The organism is Anaerococcus rubeinfantis, assembly GCF_001487145.1.
Taxonomy (GTDB): domain Bacteria; phylum Bacillota; class Clostridia; order Tissierellales; family Peptoniphilaceae; genus Anaerococcus; species Anaerococcus rubeinfantis.
In genome coordinates, this window is sequence record NZ_LN913016.1 from 1 (window position 1) to 23,944 (window position 23,944).

Sequence of the window (23,944 nt, forward strand, 5' to 3'; positions counted from 1 at the left end):
AAAGGGCACAAGGTGGATGCCTTGGCACATGAAGGCGAAAAAGGACGTAAGTGAACGAAAACTAGGGAAAGCTCACAAAAAGCATTGACCCCTAGGTCTCCGAATGGGGCAACCCGGTTGTGGAAGACACAATCATTACTAAGTGAATACATAGCTTAGTAAGGCGACACCCTGCGAACTGAAACATCTAAGTAGCAGGAGGAAAAGAAAGAAACATCGATTTTCTAAGTAGCGGCGAGCGAAAGGAAAAGAGCCTAACTCATTAGCGATTTGGTAATGTTAGTCGAATTATCTGAAAAGATAAACCAAAGAAAGTGAAAGTCTTGTAGGCGAAAGCATTACTAAACGAGAGGGAAAGTATCACCGGGCACGAGTAACCCGGTGTGAAGATAGGGGGCCCATCCCCTAAGGCTAAATACTAACATGTGACCGATAGTGAACAAGTACCGTGAGGGAAAGGTGAAAAGAACCCCGAAAGGGGAGTGAAATAGAACCTGAAACCTAGTGCCTACAAGCAGACAGAGCGTGAACGAACGTGATGTCGTACCTTTTGTAGAATGGGCCAGCGAGTTATTCTAAATTGCGAGGTTAATGATTTAAGATCAGAAGCCGTAGCGAAAGCGAGTCTTAATAGGGCCAAAGTAAGTTAGAATAGACCCGAAACCGGGTGATCTATCCATGGTCAGAGTGAAGTTGAAGTAAAATTCAATGGAGGCTCGAACCGGGTGCGGTTTAAAACGCATCGGATGAACTGTGGATAGGGGCGAAAAACCAAACGAACCCGGAGATAGCTGGTTCTCCTCGAAATAGCTTTAGGGCTAGCCTCTGACCTAAGATTTTAGGAGGTAGAGCACTGAATGGTCTAGGGCGGATTACCGTACCAAAACCTATCAAACTCCGAATGCCAAAAAATCAAGTCAGGGAGTCAGACTTAGGGGGATAAGCTTCTAAGTCGAAAGGGAAACAGCCCAGACCGACAGCTAAGGTCCCAAAATTTGAATTAAGTGGAAAAGGATGTGAATCTACTAAGACAACCAGGACGTTGGCTTAGAAGCAGCCATGCATTTAAAGAATGCGTAATAGCTCACTGGTCAAGTGGGTTTGCGCCGAAAATGAACGGGGCTAAATTCAATACCGAAGCTTCGGATTAATAGAGGGATTAAGTTTACAAATGAGACTAGGAAATATTTAACAAAAACAGAAGAGATTAAAAAAGAAATACAAATTTCAGACGCAGACATAAAGATAGGATATTAAGATAAGAAATTAAAGAAGAATATTCAAAAAACACAAGTCTAAAGTCAAAGTAGGTATCATAAGAAATATTAACTAAAAATTATTGGTAAAAGATAGAAAAACTAGGACTCATAGCTAAACTTAATACCTCTATTAGTGGTAGAGGAGCATTGTATTAGAGACGAAGCCAAGGCGCAAGCAAAAGTGGATTTAATACAAGAGAGAATGCTGGCATGAGTAGCGAGAAGGAGTGTGAGAATCACTCCCGTCGAAACCCTAAGGACTCCTGAGCAAGGCTCGTCCCCTCAGGGAAAGTCGGGACCTAAGCCAAGGCCGAAAGGCGTAGGCGATGGATAACAGGTTTATATTCCTGTACCGCTTGAAGTCGTTAAGAGAGACGTGATGACGCAAAAGGATAATCAAAGCCATCCGATGGATGATGGTCTAAAGCCGTAGGAAGAAAAGTAGGCAAATCCGCTTTTCAAAAATTCTGAAAGCCCATAGGTATCGAAAACATAAGTAGAGAAGTTGATGATTCCAGGTTGCCAAGAAAAGTCACTATCCAGACCAAAGCGCCCGTACCAAAACCGACACAGGTAGGGAGGTAGAGAATACCAAGACGCGCGGAAGAACCTTTGTTAAGGAACTCGGCAAAATGTCCCCGTAACTTCGGGAGAAGGGGAGCCTGAGCGATCAGGCCACAGAAACCAGGCCCAAGCGACTGTTTACCAAAAACACAAGTTTCTGCAAAATCGCAAGATGAAGTATAGGAGCTGACACCTGCCCGGTGCTGGAAGGTTAAGGGGAAGGCTTAGAGCAATCGAAGGCTAGAACTTAAGCCCCAGTAAACGGCGGCCGTAACTATAACGGTCCTAAGGTAGCGAAATTCCTTGTCGGGTAAGTTCCGACCCGCACGAAAGGTGTAACGATTTGGGCACTGTCTCAACAAAGGATCCGGTGAAATTGTAGTAGTCGTGAAGATGCGACTTACCCACGCTAGGACGGAAAGACCCCGTGGAGCTTTACTGTAGGCTGATATTGGATTTTGAGATTAAATGTACAGGATAGTTGGGAGACTTGGAAATCTGGATGCCAATCTAGATGGAGTCACTGGTGGGATACCAACCTTTTAATATCAAAGTTCTAACCATAGCCCTTGAATCAGGGCATGGGACATTGTCAGTTGGGCAGTTTGACTGGGGCGGTCGCCTCCTAAAAAGTAACGGAGGCGTTCAAAGGTTCGCTCAGAATGGACGGAAACCATTCGTAGAGTATAAAGGCACAAGCGAGCTTAACTGCGAGAGCTACAACTCAAGCAGAGTCGAAAGACGGACTTAGTGATCCGGTGGTACCGCATGGAAGGGCCATCGCTCAACGGATAAAAGCTACCCCGGGGATAACAGGCTTATCTCCCCCAAGAGTCCACATCGACGGGGAGGTTTGGCACCTCGATGTCGGCTCGTCTCATCCTGGGGCTGGAGTAGGTCCCAAGGGTTGGGCTGTTCGCCCATTAAAGAGGCACGCGAGCTGGGTTCAGAACGTCGTGAGACAGTTCGGTCCCTATCCAGCGTGGGCGTAAGAAATTTGAGAGGAGCTGTCCTTAGTACGAGAGGACCGGGATGGACGCACCAATGGTGTACGAGTTGTTAGGCCACTAGCATGGCTCGGTAGCTAAGTGCGGGAATGATAAGTACTGAAAGCATCTAAGTACGAAGCATGCCTCAAGATAAGATTTCTCAGAGTAGGTAAAGAAAATACCTTAGATAGGTCCAAGGTGTAAGTGCAGTAATGTATTAAGCTAATGGATACTAAACTTTATATCTTGACTGGAAATATTTATAGCTATTAATTAAAAAGGTTAAAAAAGTATAATAATTACGTGGTGACAATGGCAGAAGGGATACACCTGTTTCCATACCGAACACAGAAGTTAAGCCTTCTAACGCCGATGGTACTCGGAGGGAGACCTCCCGGGAGACTAGGAAGTTGCCAAACTTACTTTTTTGTGAAGATTATTTCTTCACAAAATTTGTAAGAAATTTTGACAAAGTAAATTTAATATTTTATAATTATACATATTGTATGTGCTTAGGTAGCTCAATGGTGGAGCACCCGGCTGTTAACCGGTAGGTTGTGGGTTCGAGCCCCACCCTGAGCGCCATATGCCGGGGTGGCGGAACTGGCAGACGCACAGGACTTAAAATCCTGCGGTGGTCAAACACCGTATCGGTTCGATTCCGATTCTCGGCACCATTATCGCGGGATGGAGCAGCTTGGTGGCTCGTCGGGCTCATAACCCGGAGGTCGTAGGTTCAAATCCTACTCCCGCAACCATATTTTTTAAATAACAAAATAATATATGGCCCTATGGTCAAGCGGTTCATGATCCTAACCCAATTTATGAAATAAATTGTTGATAGGTCAGATGTCGCGGTGTTTCAAAGTTGTAAACAACTTTGTCAACAAGCGACTAAGACATTTGCAGCTTGCTGCAAGATTAAAAAAGTATGTTTTTTAAATATAATATTAATTGAGGCCCTATGGTCAAGCGGTTAAGACATCGCCCTTTCACGGCGGTATCCCGGGTTCAAATCCCGGTAGGGTCACCATTTTAATTTTAAAATCAAAAAAAGATTTATCCTTCGTTTTAGAGGGAAACCACCGTGTCACGGCGGTATTGTTCTTCAGATTCGCCCAAGGGCTCATCTTGAAGATTTAAAATCTTTCAGATTTTAAACCCCACAGGGGACAGGGTTCAAACCCTGTAGGGTCACCATATGGAAGTATAGCTCAGTTGGGAGAGCATCTGCCTTACAAGCAGGGGGTCACAGGTTCGAGCCCTGTTACTTCCACCAATACATTTTTTATTATTTTAACCTTTTATGGCTTAGTAGTTCAGCTGGTTAGAATGCCGCCCTGTCACGGCGGAGGTCGTGGGTTCGAATCCCATCTAAGTCGCCATTTGGATTTCAGTAGAGATCCAATGTGCTGATGTAGCTCAATTGGTAGAGCAATTGATTTGTAATCAATAGGTTGTAGGTTCAAGTCCTATCATCAGCTCCAATTTTATTGTGAAATAAAATTGAATAAAATTATAGTTTATGCTATAATATATACTTGTGAAATACAAATTTGGGGAAGTTCCAGAGTTGGCCAAATGGGACGGACTGTAAATCCGTTAGCTTAGCTTTCAGTGGTTCGAATCCGCTCTTCCCCACCAATTTGCGGGTGTAGCTCAGTGGTAGAGCCCCAGCCTTCCAAGCTGGTTGCGAGGGTCCGATTCCCTTCACCCGCTCCATTAAGCGCCTGTAGCTCAGCTGGATAGAGCAACGGACTTCTAATCCGTGTGTCAGAGGTTCGACTCCTCTCAGGCGCGCCATATTGGGATATAGCCAAGTCGGTAAGGCACCAGACTTTGACTCTGGTATGCGTAGGTTCGAGTCCTGCTATCCCAGCCAAATTTGATCCATTAGCTCAGTCGGTAGAGCACTTGACTTTTAATCAAGGTGTCCGGAGTTCGAATCTCCGATGGGTCACCATTAATATTTTAACAATTTATTTAGTGGTTATACTGGCAAGCTAAATAGGCAAGAAAGGCATTTTTAGCCACTGTATTTCTAGATTGATCCATTAGCTCAGTCGGTAGAGCACTTGACTTTTAATCAAGGTGTCCGGAGTTCGAATCTCCGATGGGTCACCACAATATGGAGAGGTACCGAAGCGGTCATAACGGGGCGGTCTTGAAAACCGTTAGAGTCTTACGGCTCACAAGGGTTCGAATCCCTTCCTCTCCGCCAAATAAAAAAGAGTCAATATCTATTGACTTCTTGGAGAAGTACTCAAGTGGCTGAAGAGGCTCCCCTGCTAAGGGAGTAGATCCTTTCAAAAGGGATGCGAGGGTTCAAATCCCTCCTTCTCCGCCATATGCCCAGATAGCTCAGTCGGTAGAGCAGGGGACTGAAAATCCCCGTGTCGGTGGTTCGATTCCGCCTCTGGGCACCAATAAATCTCTTTCTTAATTTGTTTGAGATTTGAGTAGGGGTTTAGTTCAGTTGGTAGAACGTCGGTCTCCAAAACCGGATGTCACGGGTTCAAGTCCTGTAACCCCTGCCATTTAAATTTTATATATGGACCTGTAGCTCAGCAGGTTAGAGCGCACGCCTGATAAGCGTGAGGTCGGTAGTTCGAGTCTACTCAGGTCCACCAAAAACAAACCGAATTATGAATTTATTTCATAAAATTTTTTTATTAAAAATTATAGGGTTTTGTTTGGGCCTCTAGCTCAGTCGGTTAGAGCGCCCGGCTCATAACCGGTAGGTCCAGGGTTCGAGTCCCTGGAGGCCCACCAGATTTAGCACCAACTTTTGTTGGTGCTTTTCTTTTGCTTAAATTAATTTTTCTTTGAAATTTTTTCCTTTTAAATTTTAAAAGTTAATTCAATAATTTTTTTCCTAATTTAATAGATTTTTAATTTCTTTATTTTATTTAAAATAAAATTTCGTAATTTTAAATTAAATTTATAAAAAAAATTAAAAAATTCAATTCATAAGTGTGTCAATACTGAACGACCCCGAATGTGCTTTGTTTTTTTCTTGTGTTTATTATACAATGTTATTAGATATTTCTGTCTTTAGGAGGAATTATGAATGTTATTATTGTAGGGGCTGGTAAGGTTGGTTCTTATCTTACTAGTAAGCTTTCTGATGAAGGCCACAATATTTTAGTTATAGAGAAAAATAAGGATGTTTTGGAAAGGTTACTGGCTTCTAATGATGTTATGGGCATTTTGGGTGATGGTCGTGATATCGAGGTTTTGGATGAGGCGAATGTTAATGAATGTGACGCTTTTATTGCCATGACTTTTAACGATGATGTTAATTTGATTTCATCTATGATGGCTAAGAAAATGGGGGCGAAATCTACTATTGTAAGGCTTCGTGATCCTAGATACATAAAAGATGATGAGTTTATGAGAAAGACTATGGGAGTCGATAGACTTGTTAATCCTGAATATTTTGCGGCAAAGGAAATTCAAAGAACTCTAAAATATACTTATGCGGTTAATGTTGAAAATTTTTTGGATTCTAAGGTTATTTTGATTGAGCTTGAAATTGATGAAAATTCTAAGCTTGCACATAAGTCCTTGATGGAATTAAATGCTGAGGGATTTTTGGGTAATACTATTATAGTTATTGGTGAAAAGGACGGTCAGGTTGTTATTCCTAATGGTAACCACATTCTTGAGCCTGGTGAGAAAATTTATGTTGCAGGTCCTAAGGAGGATATTGATAAGTTTTATAAAAAACAGGTTGATGATAAAAAAAATATCAAAGATGTTTTGATTATTGGTGGTGGGTCTATTGCTCTTTATCTTTCTGAGCTTTTAATTAAGAGAAATTTCAATGTTACTGTTGTTGAAAATAATAAAGAAAGAGCTGTTGATTTTTCTGAAAGGCTACCTGAATGTGATGTTATCAACGCTGATGGTACTGATCCTGAAATTCTCGATGAGGTTAGGATTGAAAATTATGATGCTGTCGTAGCTCTTACTGGAATTGATGAGGAAAATATTTTAATTTCTCTTCTTGCTAAAAAGAGGGGAATTGATAAGATAATTGCCAAGGTTAATAGGACTCAACTTTTAAAAATCACTGGAATTTTGGATGTTGATACTACTATAACTCCAAAAAAATCTGCTTCTTTTTTTGTCTCTAGGCTTTTGAGGTCTAAGGAAAATTCTAGGGGTGAATCTATTTCAAACTTATATAGGTTATCTGATGATAGGGTTGAGGCGATTGATTTTACTGTAATTGAAAATTCTAAGGTTACTGGCAAAAAACTTAAGGATTTAAATGTTAAAACTAACACTTTGATTGTTGGAATTTCAAGAGATAGCTTGGGTAATAAAATTGAGGTTGCAAATGGTGATAGTACGATTGAACTTGGTGATAGGGTTATGGTTGTTACTAAGCACAAGGATTTTAAAGAAATCGACGATATATTGGAGTAGGCATGAATTTAAAAATTGTAAAATATTCTCTTGGAAAACTTCTAATTGTTCTTGCTGGACTTTTGTCCTTGCCTTTGGCAATTGCCTTTATTTATGGGGAAAGTTTTGCGGATAAGATTAATTTTGTAATTCCCATTGTTTTTTCTTTGGCTTTGGGATTTATTTTGAGTAAAAGAGGGGATGGGTCGTCTCATCTTTATACAAAGGAAGCGATGTTTATTACAGCCTTTACCTGGGTTTTGTTTTCTTTGATTGGGGCTATTCCTTTGTTTTTGACTAAATCAAATTATAACGGCTATATTGATGCGTTTTTTGAAATGGTTTCAGGTTTTACAACTTCTGGTGCATCTGTTGCACTTGATGTTGAGATTTTGCCTCATTCTATAATTTTTTGGAGGTCCTTGTCTCACTTTGTTGGTGGAATGGGAATTTTGGTTTTTACTCTTGCTATATTGCCAAATTCTAACAAAGAGTCTTCTCTTTTGATGCAAAGCGAGGTTCCAGGACCTACTTTTGGAAAAATCACTCCAAAATTATCTGATACAGCAAGAAATTTATATGGAATGTATATTGTTTTGACTATTATTACTGTTATTCTTCTTCTTTTTGGAGGAATGAATTTATTTGAATCTGTAATTCACGCCTTTGGTGCTGCGGGAACTGGTGGATTTTCTAATAAGGGGATTTCAATTGGTGCTTATGATTCTAGGTACATTGAAATTGTTCTTGCAATAATGATGGCTGTTTTTGGTGTGAATTTTAATATTTATTTTTATGCGGTAACCAAAAATGCTAGGGAAGCTGTAAAAAGTGAAGAATTAAAATGGTATTTGGCTGTAATTATTATTGCAGCGGGACTTATTTTTGCAAATATTGTGACAATTTATAAGGATGTATTTTATTCATTGGTAAATTCTATTTTTACAGTATCTTCAATAATTACAACTACTGGATATGTATCAGCAGATTTTGGAACTTGGCCCTTATTTTCCAAGTCTGTGATAATAATGCTTATGTTTATTGGTGGATGTGCAGGATCAACTGCAGGAGGACTAAAGGTTTCAAGGTTTGTAATTTTGGTCAAAGGTGGAATTAATCAAATAAAAGAGTCAATGAATCCAAAAAAAATTACTATAAATAGACTTGATAGAAAAAAAGTTGATAGTGAAACAGAAAAATCAGTTTTAAAATATTTGGTAATTTATATAATGATTTTTATTGTTTTGTTTTTGATTGTTTCAATTGATATGGATGATTTTGAAACGGCTTTTGCGGCAGTTTCAACAACTTTTAATAATGTAGGGCCAGGTCTTGGTGCCTTTGGTCCAATTACAACCTTTGCTGAAATGTCAAAACTTTCAAAATTTGTCCTAACCATTGCCATGCTTTTGGGAAGACTAGAAATATTTCCTATGCTTTTACTTTTATATCCTTCTACTTATAGAAATTTGAGAAACAAATAAATTTATTAGGACTGTTGCAAAATGATGATTATTTATATTTTTGTAACAGTCTTTTTTTGTAAGGATATTGAAATATGAGCAATTAAACCAATAGTTGAAGCATTTTAAACTAATAGTTTCTTGACTATAAATTTATCTAGGCTAAAATTTCTCTAAAGGAGGAAGCTATGAAACAAATTAATAAAAAAGATTTTGGTGAATTTGTTAGTAAAAAAAGAAAAGAAAAAAACATGACCCAAAAGGATATAGCTGAAAAATTGTATGTAAGTGTTCAAGCTGTAAGTAAGTGGGAAAGAGGGCAATCTTTGCCAGATATTTCTCTTCTGATGCCCTTGGCAAAATTGTTAGATGTTGAACTTGTAAATTTGCTTGAAGCAAGGGAGGAAAAAACGGAGGATAGTCAAAAGGTTGAAAATTTATTGGAAAAAATTGTAGAAATTAACAAAGAAGATGAAATAAATAAGGGAAAAGAAAAATTTAAAAGGGCTGTGTTTTTGGCTTTTGCATTTTTATTTATAGGAATAGAATATTATTTTCTTTATAGGAAATTTAACTATGAAATTGATAAATTCCTTACGGTAGGAATTTTGGGAGTGATTTTTTCTATATATCTGTATTTGCTTATTGATGAAAGACTGCCAAGTTATTATGATGAAAATAAGATTTCCTTTGTTAGCAAGGGATTTTTCAGGATTAATGTAGTTGGGGTAAATTTTTCAAATAAAAATTGGAAGCCCATATTAAAATTTTTGAGATTTTGGATTATAGGAAGTATGGTTATTTTTCCGATTATATCTAATTTTAAAAATACAAGAAGTATAATTTGGTCATCGATTATATTTTTTTCAAGTTTATTTATACCCTTATATGGGATTGGGAAATATTATGAATGAAAAAAGGAACTTGTGCAAAATGATTATTTATATTTTGCATAGGGTCCATTTTTTAATTTATAGTAAGCCTGAAATTAAGCCATATATTACTGGAATTGCAAGAGCTGGTAGGATATTTGCGATTTTTGAGTCTACTAATTTTAGTTGGGAAAGTCCAATTACTATAATTGTAAGTCCTCCCGTTCCTGAAATATTATTTATAACTTCTTCTCCCAAAAGTGGGCTCAAAAATCCTGCAAGTAAAACCAAAAGAGCTTGGAAGATTAAAATTGAAAAGGAAGAGAAAGAAACGCCGATTCCCATGCTTTGGGCCATAAAAAATGCCACAACTCCATCAATTAAGGCCTTTCCCATCAAAACTTGGTCATCTCCTGTAACTCCTGCTTCAATGCAGCCAATTATCCCCATAGCGCCAAAGCAAAAAAGAATGCTGGCATTTAAAAAACTTTCTGAAAAATTTGAATTTGTGTCTTTTATATATTTTTTCTCAATATTTTCCGATAATTTGTCTAATTTCTTATCAAGTCCCAAAAATTCACCAATAATTAAACCAAGAACCACAGATATAATTATTACTAAAATATCTCCTTTCATTGAAGATCTAATACCAATAACTATAATGGCAGCTGCCAAAAAATTCATAATCGAATTTCTAAGGCTTTCAGAAAATTTATCACCAATTTTTGATCCGAGAAAACCCAAAACACCAACCAAAATAAAATTAACAAGAACTGCTAACATAAATCCTCCTATAAGAAACTTAAAACAAGGCCATAAATAATAGGAAATAAAATAGAAGGTACTGAATTTACTATTTTTATATCTGTCAGATCAAGCATTGAAAAACCAATTGCCATGATGCTTAGGCCACCTACTCCAGAAATATTATCCAAAACTTCCTTGGTAAGAACAGGAGAGATTAGACCTGAAATAATTACGATTAATCCTTGATAAATTATTATTGGTATAGATGCAAAAGCTACACCAATGCCCAAACTTTGTGCCATAAAAAAAACAGTTAAGCCATCAATCATAGATTTTAAGAGTAGAATTTCATTATTTGAATTAATACCTGCCTCAATAGAGCCAATAATTCCCATACTTCCAACACATATAATTAAAGTAGCATTGATAAAAGCTTTTGGGAAATTAGATCTTTTGTTTTTTATAAAAATATCACTTAAAAAATATGCAAACTTATTTAATTTTCCGTCCAAATCAAAATGATATCCAACAATAACTCCCAAAACAATAGAAACAATTACAACCAAACTTTGTCCCTTGCTTGCAGATTTTATTCCTGCAACCAATATTAATAGGGCGAGAAATTTCATCACGTCATTTTTAAGTCTATCAGAAAAATATTTTCCAACCTTTGATCCCAAAAAACCTAAAATTAAAACTGAAATAGCATTTACAAAAACACCAACCATAAAAACCTTCTTTAATATTATTTTGTTAAATTATATCAAAGCACTTAAAGATTTGCAAAAATGCCATAAAAGGGATAAAGAATATTGACAATATAATCCCTTTATCCTATTATTAAAAATAGAAATATAAGAAATATTATCTAAAAATTATTGGTAAAAGATAGAAAAAAGAAAAAGTATTAAATTTATTTTATAAATTTCTATATAAAAAAATTTTTTGAAAAATATTTTAAAGAAAGGAAAAAATTATGAGAGTAGGATTAACGATTGCAGGAAGCGACTCATCAGGAGGAGCAGGAATTCAAGCTGACATAAAAACTATGACTTTAAACGGAGTTTATGCCGAAAGTGCCATAACTGCTTTGACAGCCCAAAATACCACGGGAGTTTTGTCAGTAATGGATTCAAGTAAAGAATTTTTAAAAGATCAACTAGATATGATTTTTGATGATATTTATCCAGATGCAATAAAAATTGGTATGGTTTCAAATTCTGATTTAATTTTGGTAATAGCAAATGAATTAAAAAAAAGAAAGGCAAAAAATATAGTAGTAGATCCTGTCATGGTTGCTACAAGTGGAGCGAAACTTTTAAAAGATGAGGCGATAGAGACTTTAAAAAACGAACTTTTGCCCCTAGCAGACCTTCTGACTCCAAATATTCCAGAAGCAGAAATTTTATCAGAAATGAAAATAAAAAATGAAGAAGATATGAAAAAAGCTGCAAAAATTATTTCCGAAAAATACAATTGTGCTTGTTTACTAAAAGGCGGACACAAGGTAAATGATGCCAATGATTATTTATTTGAAGAAGGAAGAGGCACTTGGTTTAAGGGAAAAAGAATAGAAAATCCAAACACTCACGGCACAGGATGCACTCTTTCATCAGCAATTGCAGCAAATCTTGCCAAAGGATACCATATGGAAAATTCAATAAAAATGGCAAAAGAATTTCTCTCAAATGCACTTTTAGATATGCTAGATTTGGGAAAAGGCTCAGGGCCGATGAATCATGCCTTTGATATAAAAGATTCTTACAAAAAATTATTTGAAAAGTAAAAGTAGATTTGATTTTGTCTTCTTGTTAAAAAGTTTTACCTTTTTTATTGTGAAATTAAAGTTAAAAATAAAAAAGGTAAAACTTTTTTTATCAAGTATTATATTTTTCATAATAGCTCTTGGCTTCTTCAAATTTATTTATTAAATTATAATTTTTGGCAAGGCTTGCTATTAAAACCGCCTTGTCATAGTCTTCTTTATAATCCATATTTTTAAGTCTTTTGTACAAAGCTCTCGTGAAATATAAAATAGGATTAGGAATTTTGTTTCTAATTAAATAATAAGAAATAGCATCATTTATTATTTCTGGACATTTTTCATAATCTTCAACAATTATATATGCGCTTGCTAAATTTAAGCTGATAATAGGATATAATGATGAGTCTTTGTTGGTATTATCATATACAAAATTAAGTAACTCAAGATATTTTTTGTTATCAATATTTGCATAAGTCATGCCTATATCCATTAAAATTCTCAATTCAAATAAAGAAAAAGATTGTATTTTGAAATTATCATATTTATTAGTAAAAGAATTTAAGGCTTTTATAAGAAATTCTCTTTCCTCTGATTCATTTAAATCATCATTTAAAGATTTAAGAAATAAAATAACTTGCTTACATGAAGTTTTGATATATTCAATATCAGTAAATTCTTTAATGTAAACAATTATTTTTTCTTCATCATCAATAGGCAATTTATTTTCTACTTTGTCAATTATTTTTTCAAAAGTTTCATTAAAAATTAAGTAATCTTTTAAACTAGAGTGCAAATAGTCTTTTATAAAATCGTGATTTAAGATATATGATATTTTATAAAGAGTAGAAAAAGAAGGCTCATTAATACCGTTTTCTATACGACTTATAGTTTTTCTATCTATACCAGCTTCAATAGATAAATCTAGTTGACTAATTTTTCTATTTTTTCTGACTTCTTTGATTTTTTTAGCTAATAGTATTAACTTATCCTTTTCCAAAATTTCCTCCAAAATGTACCATATATGCCGTTGTTTTGATTTTATTATAGATAATATAATTAAGTTAATCAAATCCAAAGGAGGAAAAAATGAAAAGAAAAGTCTTGATTGTATTTCTAATTTTAATGCAACTATCGTGTTTCCAAAAAAACAAGAAGTAAAAGTTGTAGAAAACAACAATAAAATAATTATAAAGATAAAAAATTATAAGTACAATTATAATATTTAAATTAATGCTGGGAGAAAAAAATGAAAAGAAGGAATTTGATTATTATTTTATCTTTAATAGTATTCATACTTATAGGGATTTTTAGTCAGAAAGCCAAAGAGAAAGCTGAAAAAGAAAGAGAAATAAAAAATTATGAGTCTAGTGTTTCTAAATATGAAGAAATAACAGACTTGCAATTCCTAAATAATGATAAAACTCTAGAAGGTTTTGTATTTATAGGAAGAAAAACTTGCTCATCATGTCGATTATTTGTAAAGGTTATCAACGAAATTACTTTTGAAAAAGAAATAAATATAAAATATTTTGATACAGATAAATATAGGAACTCAAAATATTATGATGAAATATTAGAAAAATATCAAATAGATCAAGTACCTTATATGGTATTGGTAAAAAAAGATGGTAGTTTTGAAACTTTTGACAAAAAAAATATTGATAAAGGCGAATTATTTAAAGATTGGTTAATCAAAAACAAAGAAAACAAGGAGAAATAAAAATGAGAAAAACTTTTGCTTTTATATGTGCAATAATATTTATTATGTCTAACTTTTCTAAAGCTTATGCAATAGATGTAGATGAAAATTATAACGATAATTCAGGTTTGGAAATATCTGATACAACACCACCAGCGGCTGTAGGAGACAGAGGAACTCTTAGAGATCTTTGTGCTGCAGGTTTCAAGCAATATTGCCCTGAAAATAGAGACAAATATAAAAGAAAAATGACTAATAGAGAGATAAAATGTATAGCTAATTTAGGAGTAGCTACAAGGAATACTTTGAAAAAACTTACAGCTTTGAATGCGTTGATGAATTATGGTTTTGCTATAATATCTTGCCTACCATAAATAAATTGAAATAACCCAGAAATAATATATTAATCTTTGACAGACTCGTGCCCTAAATGATGCAAATGATTATTTATTTGAAAATGGAAAAGGAATTCGGTTTAATGGAGAAAGAATTGAAAACCCAAACACTCATGGCACAGGATACACTCTTTCATCAGCCATTGCAGCCAATCTTGCCAAGGGCTATGACATGGAAAATTCAATAAAAATGGCAAAAAAATTTCTATCAGGAGCCCTTTTGGATATGCTAGATTTGGGAAAAGGATCAGGACCGATGAATCATGCCTTTGATATAAAAGAAAAATATAAAACGGTGGGAGATTAAAATGACATTTGCAACAATAATAGTAAATCACGGAACAAGTAGGGTAGAAAATCAGAAGGAAGCTATTGGATTTTTAAGCAAAAAAGTAGAGGAAAGATTTAAGGGCTCACTTGTAAAATCTTACATGGCAAGTCATAAAATTAGAAAAAAAGTAGAAAATGAAGACCTTTGCCAAGATTTGGAAGATATTTTAAGTGAGTTTAGGAAGAAAAATATAAAAGATGTTAGATTTTTGATGGCCTATGTCCTAAGGGGCATAGAATATGAAAAAGTTATGAAAAAAGCGGGTCAATTAAACGAAGATGGATTTTTTAATTTTACCTTTACCAAGGCCCTTCTTGAAGAAAAAAATAATGATGAAATTTTAAATTTTCTAGAAGAGCTTGGAGAAAATGAACCAAGCCTTGTAATTTTTCATGGAAGTCCTAAAAAAAACCTAGAAGAATTTGAAAAATTTGTAGAAAAAATAAAAAATTCTGACAAAAACTTATATTTTTCAAGTTTTGAAGATAGGAAATTGGATGATTTAATTGATGAATTTAAAGAAAAAAATATAGGAAAAATAAAAGTAATTCCTTTTTTAATCATAGCAGGAAACCATGTTTCTAAAGATATTGAAGGCGAAAAAGATAACTCATATAAGAAAGTTTTTGAAAAAAATAATATAGAAATAAGTATAGTAAAAAAATCATTGATTTTGTATGATGAAATTGCTGAAATTTTTGTAGAAAAGCTTGAAAAATAGTTGACAAAAGCATATTTTCAGTGTATCATTAATTAGTATGAAAAAAGTTCCAAATACTTTTGACATAATCGCAAATCCTGAGGGCGATTAAAAAATGTCAGGACGAGTAAAGCCGCCACCTATCCGAGCGGTGTCAAAATAGATAGGCAAAAATATTTAAGGAGGAACTTGATGAAAAATCAAAAGACATATGTACCAACAAAGTCAACAATTGAACCAAAATGGTATGTAGTTGATGCAACAGACATGGTTTTGGGAAGACTAGCTAGCCAAGTTGCAGCAATTATTAGAGGAAAACACAAACCAACATTTACTCCAAACATGGACACAGGTGACTATGTAATAGTAGTAAATGCTGAAAAAGTCGTTCTTACTGGAAACAAAGAATACCAAAAAGAATACAAAAGATATTCAGGATATGCAGGTGGATTAAAAACTACAACTTACAAAGATATGATGGAAAAACATCCAGAAAGAATTGTAGAACACGCTGTAATAGGTATGCTTCCACACAACAAATTAGGTAGACAAATGGCCAAAAAACTTAGGGTTTATGTAGGTGAAAATCACAATCACGAAGCACAAAATCCAGAAGTTTTGGACTTAAAGTAAGGAGGACTTAGATGGCAGATATTATATATCAAGCTACAGGAAGAAGAAAAACTTCAGTAGCAAGAGTTACAATGAGACCAGGTAGCGGAGAATTAAAAGTTAATGGAAGAGATCTTGATGATTATTTTTCATATGATACATTAAAAATTATTGCAAAATCACCATTAAAATTAACAGAAAATGAATCAACTTATGATATCAAAGTTAATGTAAAAGGTGGAGGATTTAACGGACAAGCTGGAGCTATTAGACACGCTATAGCTAGAGCTTTACTTGAAGTAAATCCTGATTATAGACAAGCTCTAAAAAGAGCAGGTTTTCTTACAAGAGACCCAAGAAAAAAAGAAAGATACAAATACGGTCAAAAGAAAGCAAGAAAATCTTCACAATTCTCAAAAAGATAAGAAGTATTTTACAAACAAGGAATTTTTATTCCTTGTTTTTTTGTGGGAAAAATTATTATTTTTATGAAAAAATTATAGATTTATTTTCAAAAATTTTTACTACAAAGAATCTATAGTAAAATGTAAGGAGAAAGGATTTTCGCATGGATTTTAAAAAATTATTTAAATTATTTTTACACACCCTATATTTGTCTGCCTTTACTTTTGGTGGGGGTTATGTGATTTTATCTTTGATGGAATCTACTTTTGTAAAAAAATTGGGATGGATTAATAAGGAAGAAATGCTTGATATGACAGCTATTGCCCAATCTTCTCCAGGAGCTGTTGCTATTAATGCTTCAATTTCTGTTGGCTATAAATTATTTGGATTTGTAGGTGCTTTGGTTGCAACTTTAGGAACAGTGATTCCTCCTCTTGTAATTATTTCTGTAATTTCTTATTTTTATGATGCTTTTATATCTAATAAATATATTGCTTTAGTTTTAAAAGGAATGCAGGCTGGAGTTGGTGCTTTGATTATAAATGTTGTAATAGATATGACCCATGAAGTTATTCTTGGAAAGGGATTTTTGATTTATGGAATTTTTATCATATCTTTTGTCCTTAATGTATTTTTCCACGTAAATATTATTTATATAATCCTTGGTCTAATTGTTTTTGGAATTGTTTATTCATTTGTAGGAGGAAATCATGCTTCTTAATTTATTTATAAGTTTTTTTAAGGTGGGATTATTTTCATTTGGAGGCGGATATGCAGCCCTTCCTCTTATCCAAGAAGAAGTTGTAAATAAAAATGCCTGGCTTGGAATTTCTGAATTTAATAATCTTATTACAATTAGCCAAATGACTCCAGGTCCTATTGCTATTAATTCTGCATCCTTTGTTGGGACTAGGGTTTGTGGATTAAGCGGAGCGATTGTTGCAAGCCTTGGCTGCGTTATGCCTTCTTTTATTATTGTTGGAACAATTTCTTATTTTTACAACAAATACAGAAAGCTTGATACTATGCAAAGTGTTTTGGGATTTTTAAGGCCTGCTGTGGTTTCGATGATTTTGGCTGCTGGAATTGATATTTTAAAAACGGCTTTTTTTGATGTAAAAAAAATGTCTTTTGAAAATCTTGATATCAGCATGGTTCTTCTTTTTGTTTTTATTCTTGTAGCAATTAGGAAAACAAAAATTGATCCTATATTTTTGATGATAATTTCAGGTTTTATTTATATGTTTGTGCATTTAATTTTGTGAGGTTTTATGGAAAAAATTAATTATAATTTAAAAATGGAAGAGATAATAAAAAATATTCAAAAGGAAGGAAAAAGACCTAGGCTTTTGCTTCAAGTCTGTTGTGCTCCTTGTTCTTCAAGTGTTTTAACTCGCTTGAGAGAATATTTTGATATAGATATTTACTATTACAACCCAAATATTTATCCTGCAAGTGAGCTTAACAAAAGGGTTGAAATTGTAAAAAGTTTAGTGGATGAAATGGGTCTTGATTCTAAAGTTATTTTTCCTGAAAATGATCCAAAAGATTTCTATTCTTATGTGGATAAAAGAAGTGAAGACCATGAGGGGGGAGAATCTTGCTATAAATGTTATGAATTAAGGCTTAAAAAAGCTTGCCAATATGCAAAAGAAAAATCTTTCGATTATTTTACAACAACTCTTTCAATTTCTCCCTACAAAAATTCAGCTTGGCTAAATGAAATTGGAAAAAATTTGGAAGATGAATTTGGGGTAAAATATTTGTATTCGGATTTTAAAAAGAAAAACGGCTACAAAGATTCTATAGACTTGTCCAAAAAATACAATTTGTATAGGCAGGATTATTGCGGTTGTATCTTTTCTTATAGGGAGATGGAAGAGAAGAAAAAAATAAAATAAATGTTATTTTTATCTTTCTTTGGGTAATTTTATATAGGGAGAGATAATTATGGCAGACGTATTACTAATAAAAAATTTAAACAAAGACCAATTAAATAGTAAATGTCTTATACCTGTTACTTTTGACACTAATGTAAGCGACAAAGACAAGCTTGTAAACATATTTGATTTATTGAAAGATAAGAAATTAGTTGAAAATAACAGGCTGGGAATAAAAAAATCTTCAATCACCCTAGAGCTTATCTCTTCAAATATTACAGAAGTGATAAAAGAATTAATAAAAAATGATTTTATGATATATGGGGTATATATATTGTATGACAATTATTTAGGAGGAAAATATAATGAGTGAAAAATTACTAGAAATGATTAATGAACAAATGAACTTTGAATTACAATCAGCATATGAATACAAGGCTATGCAAATTTATGCTGATGATGAAGAATTTGAAGGATTTGCTCATTGGTTTGGACATCAAGTTAGAGAAGAAATTGAACATGCAGAAAAAATGACTAAATTCTTACAAGAAGTAGGATATAAACCAGTTTATAAAACAATGGAAGCTCCAAATACAGACTTTGCTGATTTATTAGACGTAACAAAAAAAGCTTTAGACCATGAAAAAGAAGTTACAAGAAGAATCCATGAAATAGCAAAAGCTGCAAGAGAAGAAGGAGATGAAAGAGTAATTTCATTTATCCAATGGTATGTTGATGAACAAGTTGAAGAAGAAGATACTTTTGGCAAACTTGTTACAAGACTTGAAAGAATTAACGGAAATTACGGTGGCCTTTACATTCTTGATGGCCAACTTGCACACAGAGGATAAAAAATCAAAGGCCAAGTTTTGCTTGGTCTTTTTTCTTACCTAAAAATAATCTTATGAAAATAAAATTAAAAGAAAAAGATCTAGAAATGACAGTAAATTCCTATGGAGCTTACATAGAAAAATTTACCAAAAATAAAAAACCAATATTTTTCCCAAAACTTTTAGTAAAAATAAAAGATGAACTAAAAACGAGAGGAGGTATGCATCCATGCCTTCCAAATTTTGGGAAAAGTGAAATAAAAAATCTCGCCCAACATGGCTTTGGTAGAATTTCCTTTTGGGATATAGAAGAAAAATCCGCAAATTCTATAAAATTTAAACTAGAAGGAAAGGACGAATACGAAAACACAAGTTATTATATAGAATACAAAATTGAAAATTCATCCTTAAAAGTATATTTAAAAATCGAAAATAAATCCGGCAAAGATTTGCCAATTGCTCCAGGCTTTCATCCGTACTTTTATGTGGACAAAGATTTAAGTATTAAAGATGTAAATCTTGAAAAAATAAACCTAGAAGACACATATTTTTTAAAAGAAAAGAAAGCCTATCTTGAAAGCAAATATTTTAATATTATGATTGAAAATGAAAATTTCAAAGAATTTGCCATATGGACAGATTATAAGGGAGAATACTTGTGCCTAGAACCATGCCTAAATGGACCAAGTTTTACAAAAAAAATAAATAATCCCTATATATTAAAAAAAGGACAAGATTTCGAAGAAAAAATCAAAATTTCAATAAAAGAAAAATAAAAACGATAAAATTAAAAATAAAAGCCTGAAATATAAAATATATTAAAACAAAACTTGAACTATCTTAAAATGAGGTATAATAAAATTAAGATAGGAGGAAATTATGAACGAAGAAGCAAAAAAAGTTCTGAGAGTTTTTTTACTAGCAATCATAGCAACAATAGTTTTAAAACTTTTGGGTATAGCAATAAAAATAATCGTATCAGTAGTAATACCCTTATTTGTTATATATTTCCTATACAAAGTTGTGATAAAAAAAGAAGATATATTTATAAGGTGAAAAAATGAAAGAAAATAAAATAATTAAAATAATCCTAGCCATACTTGGCATTATAGTAGGATTTAAAATTTTAAAACTTACAATATCATTAATATTTGCCCTACTTTTTCCAATATTTATAGGAGGAGGCTTAATCCTAATACCAATCCTATTTTTAATTATCCCCCTAGCAATATTGGCATCAATGGGATACTTTATCTACAAATTTTTCTTAAAAGAAAAATCTGTTTGGTAAAAAATAAAAAACCTAGACTAATCCGAAATTTGATTTAGTCTAGGATTTTTTAATTTAATCAATATCAATATTTTCTATATCTAATTCTCTAATGAATTTAAAAGCCCTAATAATAGCTTTGTTCCAATAGATCCAAGAATGATCTCCATCTTCAAAAAAATATTTATATTTGCCTTTGTTTTCTTTTAACGTATCTAGAAAATATTTATTACTACTTAAGAATGGATCTTGTTTTCCACAAAGTAAACAAAATTCAACATTTTTATTTATATTCCTAGTAAAGATTTCATGATTTTCATCCCAAGGCCATATAATAGATTTTTCATTTTCAAGAATAAAATTTTCTCCATCAATGCCATTTCTCAATAAAGTATAATCTAAAGCTGAAGAAATACCACATGATTTAGAAAAAATATTACTTTGGTTTGCTAAATTTAATGCTCCAAATCCGCCCATACTTATACCAATAATATTCCATTTTTTATCAGAGATGTTTTTTAAATTAAAATAAGAATTTATTTTTTGGGGGATTTCATTAAGAATATAATCCTTAAAATTTTCTTTTGCATTGAGAAAAAAAGATCTATTAGCTTCTGGTAGAATTACCCAGCATTTAAATTTACTTGCTAGATATTCTATATTGGTATAAGAAGAGATTTGCCTGCTGCTTCCTCCTAGTCCGTGAAGAGCTATAACTATCTCGTAATCATCCAAACAATCTAAAGGCGTAGATTCCTCAATGGAATCTGGAGGATAAACTCTAAGGGTTGTTTCTCTTCCTAAAGACTTGGAATAAAAATTCCATATAATTTCTGACATATAAACTCCTATAAAAAAGGAGCGAATAATGCTCCTTTTTGTGTTTTCTATTTAACCATTTTATCCATATATTTCTTTTTAAAGAATATATAAGCAGGAATTGCTGTTACAACTGATAAAACACCAGCTACTAGACCTTGAGTTGGAGCCCAAGTAAATGTTGACCAAATTAGAATACAAGTAACTAACATAGCTACACCTGTCATAAAATAACCTGCAGGCATTTTCCAAAGAGGATTGTAGCCTGGTTTTTTTCTTAATACAAATATAGTACCAAAAGTTAATAAGTTTTTCATAAGAGCAACTAGAGTAAAATATCCTAATAATTCTGTAAGATTTGTTGCGAATATTAATATTATAGCAACGATACATTGAACTAAAATTGAAAATGCTGGTGTTTCCCATTCTTTATGAACTTCTGCAAATTTAGGGAACCATAAACCATCTTTTGCCATAGCGTATTCAATTCTAGGTTGGAACATTATACAACTTGACAAGGATCCAATTATTACTATTATTGCCATTATAGAAACAATATTTCCACCCATTTTTCCTATAAATGGAATACGAGAAGCTGCTTCAGCTATAGGAGCTGAGTGATTAATTATATCATCCATTGGCAATAATCCAGTTACTACTGTAGAAAGTAGTACGTAAAGTGCTGTAACACCTAGTACAGATATTAGCAAAGCTTTTGGCATTGTTTTTTTAGGATCTTTTATTTCTCCTGTCATATAACAAACAGCTCCCATACCGTCAAATGACCATGTAGTAGCAGAAATACCAGCAAATAATGCAACTAATCCAGTTTTTGATTCAGCTAATGGAGGTGCAGAATAAAGCTCAGGTTTTAAATAAAAAATACCTAAACCAATTAATAAAACAAAAGGTAAAACTTTGAAAATTGTTATAAATGTTTGGAATTTTCCTCCACCTTCAACACTTCTCATGTGGATAAACATGAATATAATTACTAAAATTACTGCTAAAATTCTTAATGCTAAATCGCCCATTGGCACGAAATAAGCCATATAATTTACTATTGCAAGGGCCATTATTGAAATAGAAGGAGGATCAGTAGCCCAAAAACTAATCCAACCACACCAAAATGCTAATGGTTTTGAGCCAGCTTCTCTAAAGTAGACATATTGGCCTCCATTTTCTGGATAAGCTGTGGCCAATTCTGCGTAAACTAAGTTTGCTGGAATATTAATTAAACCACCTATGAAGAAAGCCAAAATAACTATAATGGCTGATCCAGATGCACCAGCAACGTCACCTATAGATGAAAAAATACCAGAACCAATGGTGGTACCCATTGATATAGCAACTGCCGCCCATAAACCTAATTTTCTTTTAAGTTCTTTATTTTCCATGAATTTCTCCTTATTAATTTATAAGATTACCATCGATAAAGGTTTTATCAACCTTTAAATTTTTTGCTGTATTTTCTTTAATAGAACCAGGGCTCATATTTAAAACTAAAAAATCTGCAAAATAATTATCTTCAATTTTTCCATAATATTTATCAATACCTAAATTTTTGGCGCCGTTTATTGTCCAACAAGTTAACATTTCTTCCAAACTTATTGCATTTTCACTTACAAAACTAATACCATCATTAAATTTATGATAACAACCACTATAAATGGAGTCACCCAGATCATCAATAACAAGTGGTAAATCAGTGGCGTTGGAAACAATAACTCCTTCATCTATCATTTTTCTTCTGTTCCAATAATTTTTGTAACGATCACCAACCCTTTCATAAGTTAAATTAATTTTTTCATTTGAATCATCATAAATTGAAAGAATTTGAGGATATATTTCAGCGAATATTCCTAAATCAGCCATTTTTTTATAGGAATTTGGATTAGCGAATTCTAAATCCGTTATTGCATGGCGATTAACCAATTTCCTATCTTCTTTTTTCTTGCATTTATTAAAAATATCTATTATTTTGCTTACAGCACCATCTCCTTGACCATGTAAAGAAAATCTGTAATCATTAGAATCTGCTAGGATTGCATCATTTTCTAATTTTTCATAATCGATTTCCATTTTGCAGAAATCACCATCTTCATATCCATCTACTACATCAGCCTCTTTAACACTTACTGATCCATCGACCATTTGATTATAACCATCAAATTTTAATTTTTTTGAATTAGATAAGATATTTTCTATTTTTTTAGCGTTTTTAATAGAAAAATCATAGCCTACAGGTTGAGACATAAAATACATTTTTAAAATTAATTCATTATTATTTTCGATTTCTTTTAAAGTTGTAACAAGTCCATAAGAATCATCAAAAACCATATCTTTACAAAAACTAACGCCCTTACTTAATAATAATTTTTGATAATCAATGAAGATTTCTTTACAAATATTTTTTTGCTCTAAAACAAATTTTAAAACTTTCCACATTCCTTCAGATGAAAAATCTTTACCATCAAAAAGGAATTTTTCTTTTGCTTTTTTATTTACAAAAGCAAATTCTTCATCCCAGTTGAATAAAAGTATAGATATATGGTCTGAAAAATCTTTTGAAAATGCATTTTCATCAAGTTTCAAATTTTTCTGTAGACCTTTCGCGATTATGACTCCATCAATATCTTTACCTTTAATTTTTTTGATTAAATCCTCTATAGAATTACAAGAACTAATATCTTCGCCAAATTTTCTAACATAGTAACCTGTAAAAAAAGAGTGACAATCTATCATGGCAGGCATGATAATGTTTTCTCCGAAGTCAAAAACTTTGTAGGAATCATCAGATTTTTTATAAGGTTTTTTATAAACTTTTTGAATTACTCCATCTTTTACCATAAAATAACCATCAAAAAATTTTCCTTCAGAAAAAATATTTTTAGATACAACTATGTAATTTTCAATCATATTCACCTCCTA

The 23,944-nt window shown here is 32.8% G+C and carries 23 protein-coding genes, 19 tRNA genes, 2 rRNA genes and 1 pseudogene; 39 read left to right on the forward strand and 6 right to left on the reverse strand.

Going from position 1 to position 23,944, the window contains the following annotated elements:
• The 24 genes from BN3265_RS00810 to BN3265_RS00925 all read left to right on the forward strand — a co-directional run.
• Positions 1-3,066 (forward strand): 23S ribosomal RNA (locus BN3265_RS00810); the annotation flags it as partial.
• Between the two features lie 48 nt (positions 3,067-3,114).
• Positions 3,115-3,231 (forward strand): 5S ribosomal RNA (gene rrf / locus BN3265_RS00815).
• A 91-nt stretch (positions 3,232-3,322) separates the two neighbouring features.
• Positions 3,323-3,397, forward strand: a tRNA-Asn gene (locus tag BN3265_RS00820).
• Between the two features lie 3 nt (positions 3,398-3,400).
• Positions 3,401-3,489: transfer RNA gene (locus BN3265_RS00825), tRNA-Leu, on the forward strand.
• A 4-nt stretch (positions 3,490-3,493) separates the two neighbouring features.
• Positions 3,494-3,570: transfer RNA gene (locus BN3265_RS00830), tRNA-Met, on the forward strand.
• Between the two features lie 200 nt (positions 3,571-3,770).
• Positions 3,771-3,845: transfer RNA gene (locus BN3265_RS00835), tRNA-Glu, on the forward strand.
• 170 nt (positions 3,846-4,015) lie between these two features.
• A tRNA-Val gene (locus tag BN3265_RS00840) sits at positions 4,016-4,091 on the forward strand.
• 29 nt (positions 4,092-4,120) lie between these two features.
• A tRNA-Asp gene (locus BN3265_RS00845) sits at positions 4,121-4,197 on the forward strand.
• Between the two features lie 26 nt (positions 4,198-4,223).
• Positions 4,224-4,299: transfer RNA gene (locus BN3265_RS00850), tRNA-Thr, on the forward strand.
• 71 nt (positions 4,300-4,370) lie between these two features.
• A tRNA-Tyr gene (locus BN3265_RS00855) sits at positions 4,371-4,456 on the forward strand.
• Positions 4,457-4,460: 4 nt separating this feature from the next.
• Positions 4,461-4,534 (forward strand) — tRNA-Gly (locus BN3265_RS00860).
• A gap of 4 nt (positions 4,535-4,538) precedes the next feature.
• Positions 4,539-4,615 (forward strand) — tRNA-Arg (locus BN3265_RS00865).
• Positions 4,616-4,618: 3 nt separating this feature from the next.
• Positions 4,619-4,694, forward strand: a tRNA-Gln gene (locus BN3265_RS00870).
• 5 nt (positions 4,695-4,699) lie between these two features.
• Positions 4,700-4,775, forward strand: a tRNA-Lys gene (locus tag BN3265_RS00875).
• Positions 4,776-4,860: 85 nt separating this feature from the next.
• Positions 4,861-4,936: transfer RNA gene (locus BN3265_RS00880), tRNA-Lys, on the forward strand.
• Between the two features lie 6 nt (positions 4,937-4,942).
• Positions 4,943-5,033, forward strand: a tRNA-Ser gene (locus BN3265_RS00885).
• Positions 5,034-5,065: 32 nt separating this feature from the next.
• Positions 5,066-5,159 (forward strand) — tRNA-Ser (locus tag BN3265_RS00890).
• 3 nt (positions 5,160-5,162) lie between these two features.
• Positions 5,163-5,238: transfer RNA gene (locus BN3265_RS00895), tRNA-Phe, on the forward strand.
• A gap of 35 nt (positions 5,239-5,273) precedes the next feature.
• Positions 5,274-5,349: transfer RNA gene (locus tag BN3265_RS00900), tRNA-Trp, on the forward strand.
• A 16-nt stretch (positions 5,350-5,365) separates the two neighbouring features.
• Positions 5,366-5,442: transfer RNA gene (locus BN3265_RS00905), tRNA-Ile, on the forward strand.
• 65 nt (positions 5,443-5,507) lie between these two features.
• Positions 5,508-5,584: transfer RNA gene (locus BN3265_RS00910), tRNA-Ile, on the forward strand.
• 294 nt (positions 5,585-5,878) lie between these two features.
• Positions 5,879-7,246, forward strand: coding sequence for a Trk system potassium transporter TrkA (gene trkA / locus BN3265_RS00915; RefSeq protein WP_058989703.1), 1,368 nt, complete (start codon positions 5,879-5,881; stop codon positions 7,244-7,246).
• Positions 7,247-7,248: 2 nt separating this feature from the next.
• Positions 7,249-8,709 (forward strand): TrkH family potassium uptake protein, encoded by a 1,461-nt coding sequence (locus BN3265_RS00920; protein ID WP_058989704.1) that lies wholly within the window; start codon positions 7,249-7,251, stop codon positions 8,707-8,709.
• A gap of 167 nt (positions 8,710-8,876) precedes the next feature.
• Positions 8,877-9,602: a helix-turn-helix domain-containing protein gene (locus BN3265_RS00925; protein WP_058989705.1), complete on the forward strand. Its 726-nt coding sequence runs from the start codon at positions 8,877-8,879 to the stop codon at positions 9,600-9,602.
• A 57-nt stretch (positions 9,603-9,659) separates the two neighbouring features.
• On the opposite strand, the gene BN3265_RS00930 is transcribed toward BN3265_RS00925, so the two are convergent.
• Both BN3265_RS00930 and BN3265_RS00935 read right to left on the reverse strand, forming a co-directional pair.
• Positions 9,660-10,343, reverse strand: a complete 684-nt coding sequence (locus tag BN3265_RS00930; RefSeq protein ID WP_058989706.1) for a DUF554 domain-containing protein — start codon at positions 10,341-10,343, stop codon at positions 9,660-9,662.
• Between the two features lie 8 nt (positions 10,344-10,351).
• Complete coding sequence (locus BN3265_RS00935; protein WP_058989707.1) at positions 10,352-11,035, reverse strand: DUF554 domain-containing protein; 684 nt, start codon at positions 11,033-11,035, stop codon at positions 10,352-10,354.
• A 248-nt stretch (positions 11,036-11,283) separates the two neighbouring features.
• On the opposite strand from BN3265_RS00935, the gene thiD reads away from it, so the two are divergent.
• On the forward strand, positions 11,284-12,093 hold the full coding sequence (thiD, locus tag BN3265_RS00940; RefSeq protein ID WP_058989708.1) for a bifunctional hydroxymethylpyrimidine kinase/phosphomethylpyrimidine kinase: 810 nt from the start codon (positions 11,284-11,286) through the stop codon (positions 12,091-12,093).
• 91 nt (positions 12,094-12,184) lie between these two features.
• Here thiD and BN3265_RS00945 read toward each other — a convergent pair whose 3' ends face one another.
• A complete protein-coding gene (locus tag BN3265_RS00945; RefSeq protein ID WP_058989709.1) occupies positions 12,185-13,069 on the reverse strand; it encodes a helix-turn-helix domain-containing protein in 885 nt (294 codons plus the stop codon).
• A gap of 249 nt (positions 13,070-13,318) precedes the next feature.
• On the opposite strand from BN3265_RS00945, the gene BN3265_RS00950 reads away from it, so the two are divergent.
• From BN3265_RS00950 to BN3265_RS01005, 14 genes and pseudogenes are all read left to right on the forward strand, one after another.
• Entirely contained in the window at positions 13,319-13,792 is a 474-nt protein-coding gene (locus tag BN3265_RS00950) for a DUF6568 family protein (RefSeq protein ID WP_058989710.1), read from the forward strand.
• A 2-nt stretch (positions 13,793-13,794) separates the two neighbouring features.
• On the forward strand, positions 13,795-14,145 hold the full coding sequence (locus tag BN3265_RS00955) for a hypothetical protein (RefSeq protein WP_058989711.1): 351 nt from the start codon (positions 13,795-13,797) through the stop codon (positions 14,143-14,145).
• Positions 14,146-14,194: 49 nt separating this feature from the next.
• Positions 14,195-14,473 (forward strand): annotated as a pseudogene (locus BN3265_RS09225) (bifunctional hydroxymethylpyrimidine kinase/phosphomethylpyrimidine kinase); the annotation flags it as partial.
• 1 nt (position 14,474) lies between these two features.
• Positions 14,475-15,218, forward strand: coding sequence for a sirohydrochlorin cobaltochelatase (locus BN3265_RS00960; RefSeq protein WP_058989712.1), 744 nt, complete (start codon positions 14,475-14,477; stop codon positions 15,216-15,218).
• A 171-nt stretch (positions 15,219-15,389) separates the two neighbouring features.
• Positions 15,390-15,830, forward strand: a complete 441-nt coding sequence (rplM, locus tag BN3265_RS00965; RefSeq protein ID WP_058989713.1) for a 50S ribosomal protein L13 — start codon at positions 15,390-15,392, stop codon at positions 15,828-15,830.
• An 11-nt stretch (positions 15,831-15,841) separates the two neighbouring features.
• Entirely contained in the window at positions 15,842-16,234 is a 393-nt protein-coding gene (gene rpsI, locus BN3265_RS00970) for a 30S ribosomal protein S9 (RefSeq protein ID WP_058989714.1), read from the forward strand.
• A 143-nt stretch (positions 16,235-16,377) separates the two neighbouring features.
• A complete protein-coding gene (locus BN3265_RS00975; protein WP_058989715.1) occupies positions 16,378-16,935 on the forward strand; it encodes a chromate transporter in 558 nt (185 codons plus the stop codon).
• Positions 16,925-17,479, forward strand: coding sequence for a chromate transporter (locus BN3265_RS00980; protein ID WP_058989716.1), 555 nt, complete (start codon positions 16,925-16,927; stop codon positions 17,477-17,479). Before BN3265_RS00975 ends, BN3265_RS00980 begins: the two co-directional genes overlap by 11 nt.
• 6 nt (positions 17,480-17,485) lie before the next feature.
• Positions 17,486-18,115: an epoxyqueuosine reductase QueH gene (locus BN3265_RS00985; RefSeq protein ID WP_058989717.1), complete on the forward strand. Its 630-nt coding sequence runs from the start codon at positions 17,486-17,488 to the stop codon at positions 18,113-18,115.
• Positions 18,116-18,164: 49 nt separating this feature from the next.
• Positions 18,165-18,467, forward strand: a complete 303-nt coding sequence (locus BN3265_RS00990) for a hypothetical protein (RefSeq protein ID WP_058989718.1) — start codon at positions 18,165-18,167, stop codon at positions 18,465-18,467.
• On the forward strand, positions 18,460-18,945 hold the full coding sequence (locus BN3265_RS00995) for a ferritin (protein WP_058989719.1): 486 nt from the start codon (positions 18,460-18,462) through the stop codon (positions 18,943-18,945). Before BN3265_RS00990 ends, BN3265_RS00995 begins: the two co-directional genes overlap by 8 nt.
• A gap of 53 nt (positions 18,946-18,998) precedes the next feature.
• Positions 18,999-19,700, forward strand: a complete 702-nt coding sequence (locus tag BN3265_RS01000; protein ID WP_058989720.1) for an aldose epimerase family protein — start codon at positions 18,999-19,001, stop codon at positions 19,698-19,700.
• 103 nt (positions 19,701-19,803) lie between these two features.
• Positions 19,804-19,980, forward strand: a complete 177-nt coding sequence (locus BN3265_RS09510; RefSeq protein ID WP_167338294.1) for a hypothetical protein — start codon at positions 19,804-19,806, stop codon at positions 19,978-19,980.
• A 4-nt stretch (positions 19,981-19,984) separates the two neighbouring features.
• Entirely contained in the window at positions 19,985-20,215 is a 231-nt protein-coding gene (locus BN3265_RS01005; RefSeq protein WP_058989721.1) for a hypothetical protein, read from the forward strand.
• A gap of 54 nt (positions 20,216-20,269) precedes the next feature.
• Here BN3265_RS01005 and BN3265_RS01010 read toward each other — a convergent pair whose 3' ends face one another.
• Genes BN3265_RS01010 through BN3265_RS01020 form a run of 3 tightly spaced genes read right to left on the reverse strand, consistent with a single transcriptional unit; the run spans position 20,270 to position 23,932 of the window.
• Positions 20,270-21,034 carry an alpha/beta hydrolase gene (locus tag BN3265_RS01010; RefSeq protein WP_058989722.1) on the reverse strand — a complete coding sequence of 255 codons (765 nt, stop codon included), beginning with the start codon at positions 21,032-21,034 and terminating at the stop codon, positions 20,270-20,272.
• Positions 21,035-21,081: 47 nt separating this feature from the next.
• Complete coding sequence (locus BN3265_RS01015) at positions 21,082-22,410, reverse strand: amino acid permease (RefSeq protein WP_058989723.1); 1,329 nt, start codon at positions 22,408-22,410, stop codon at positions 21,082-21,084.
• A gap of 13 nt (positions 22,411-22,423) precedes the next feature.
• On the reverse strand, positions 22,424-23,932 hold the full coding sequence (locus tag BN3265_RS01020) for an amidohydrolase family protein (protein WP_058989724.1): 1,509 nt from the start codon (positions 23,930-23,932) through the stop codon (positions 22,424-22,426).
• Between the last annotated feature and the right edge of the window lie 12 nt (positions 23,933-23,944).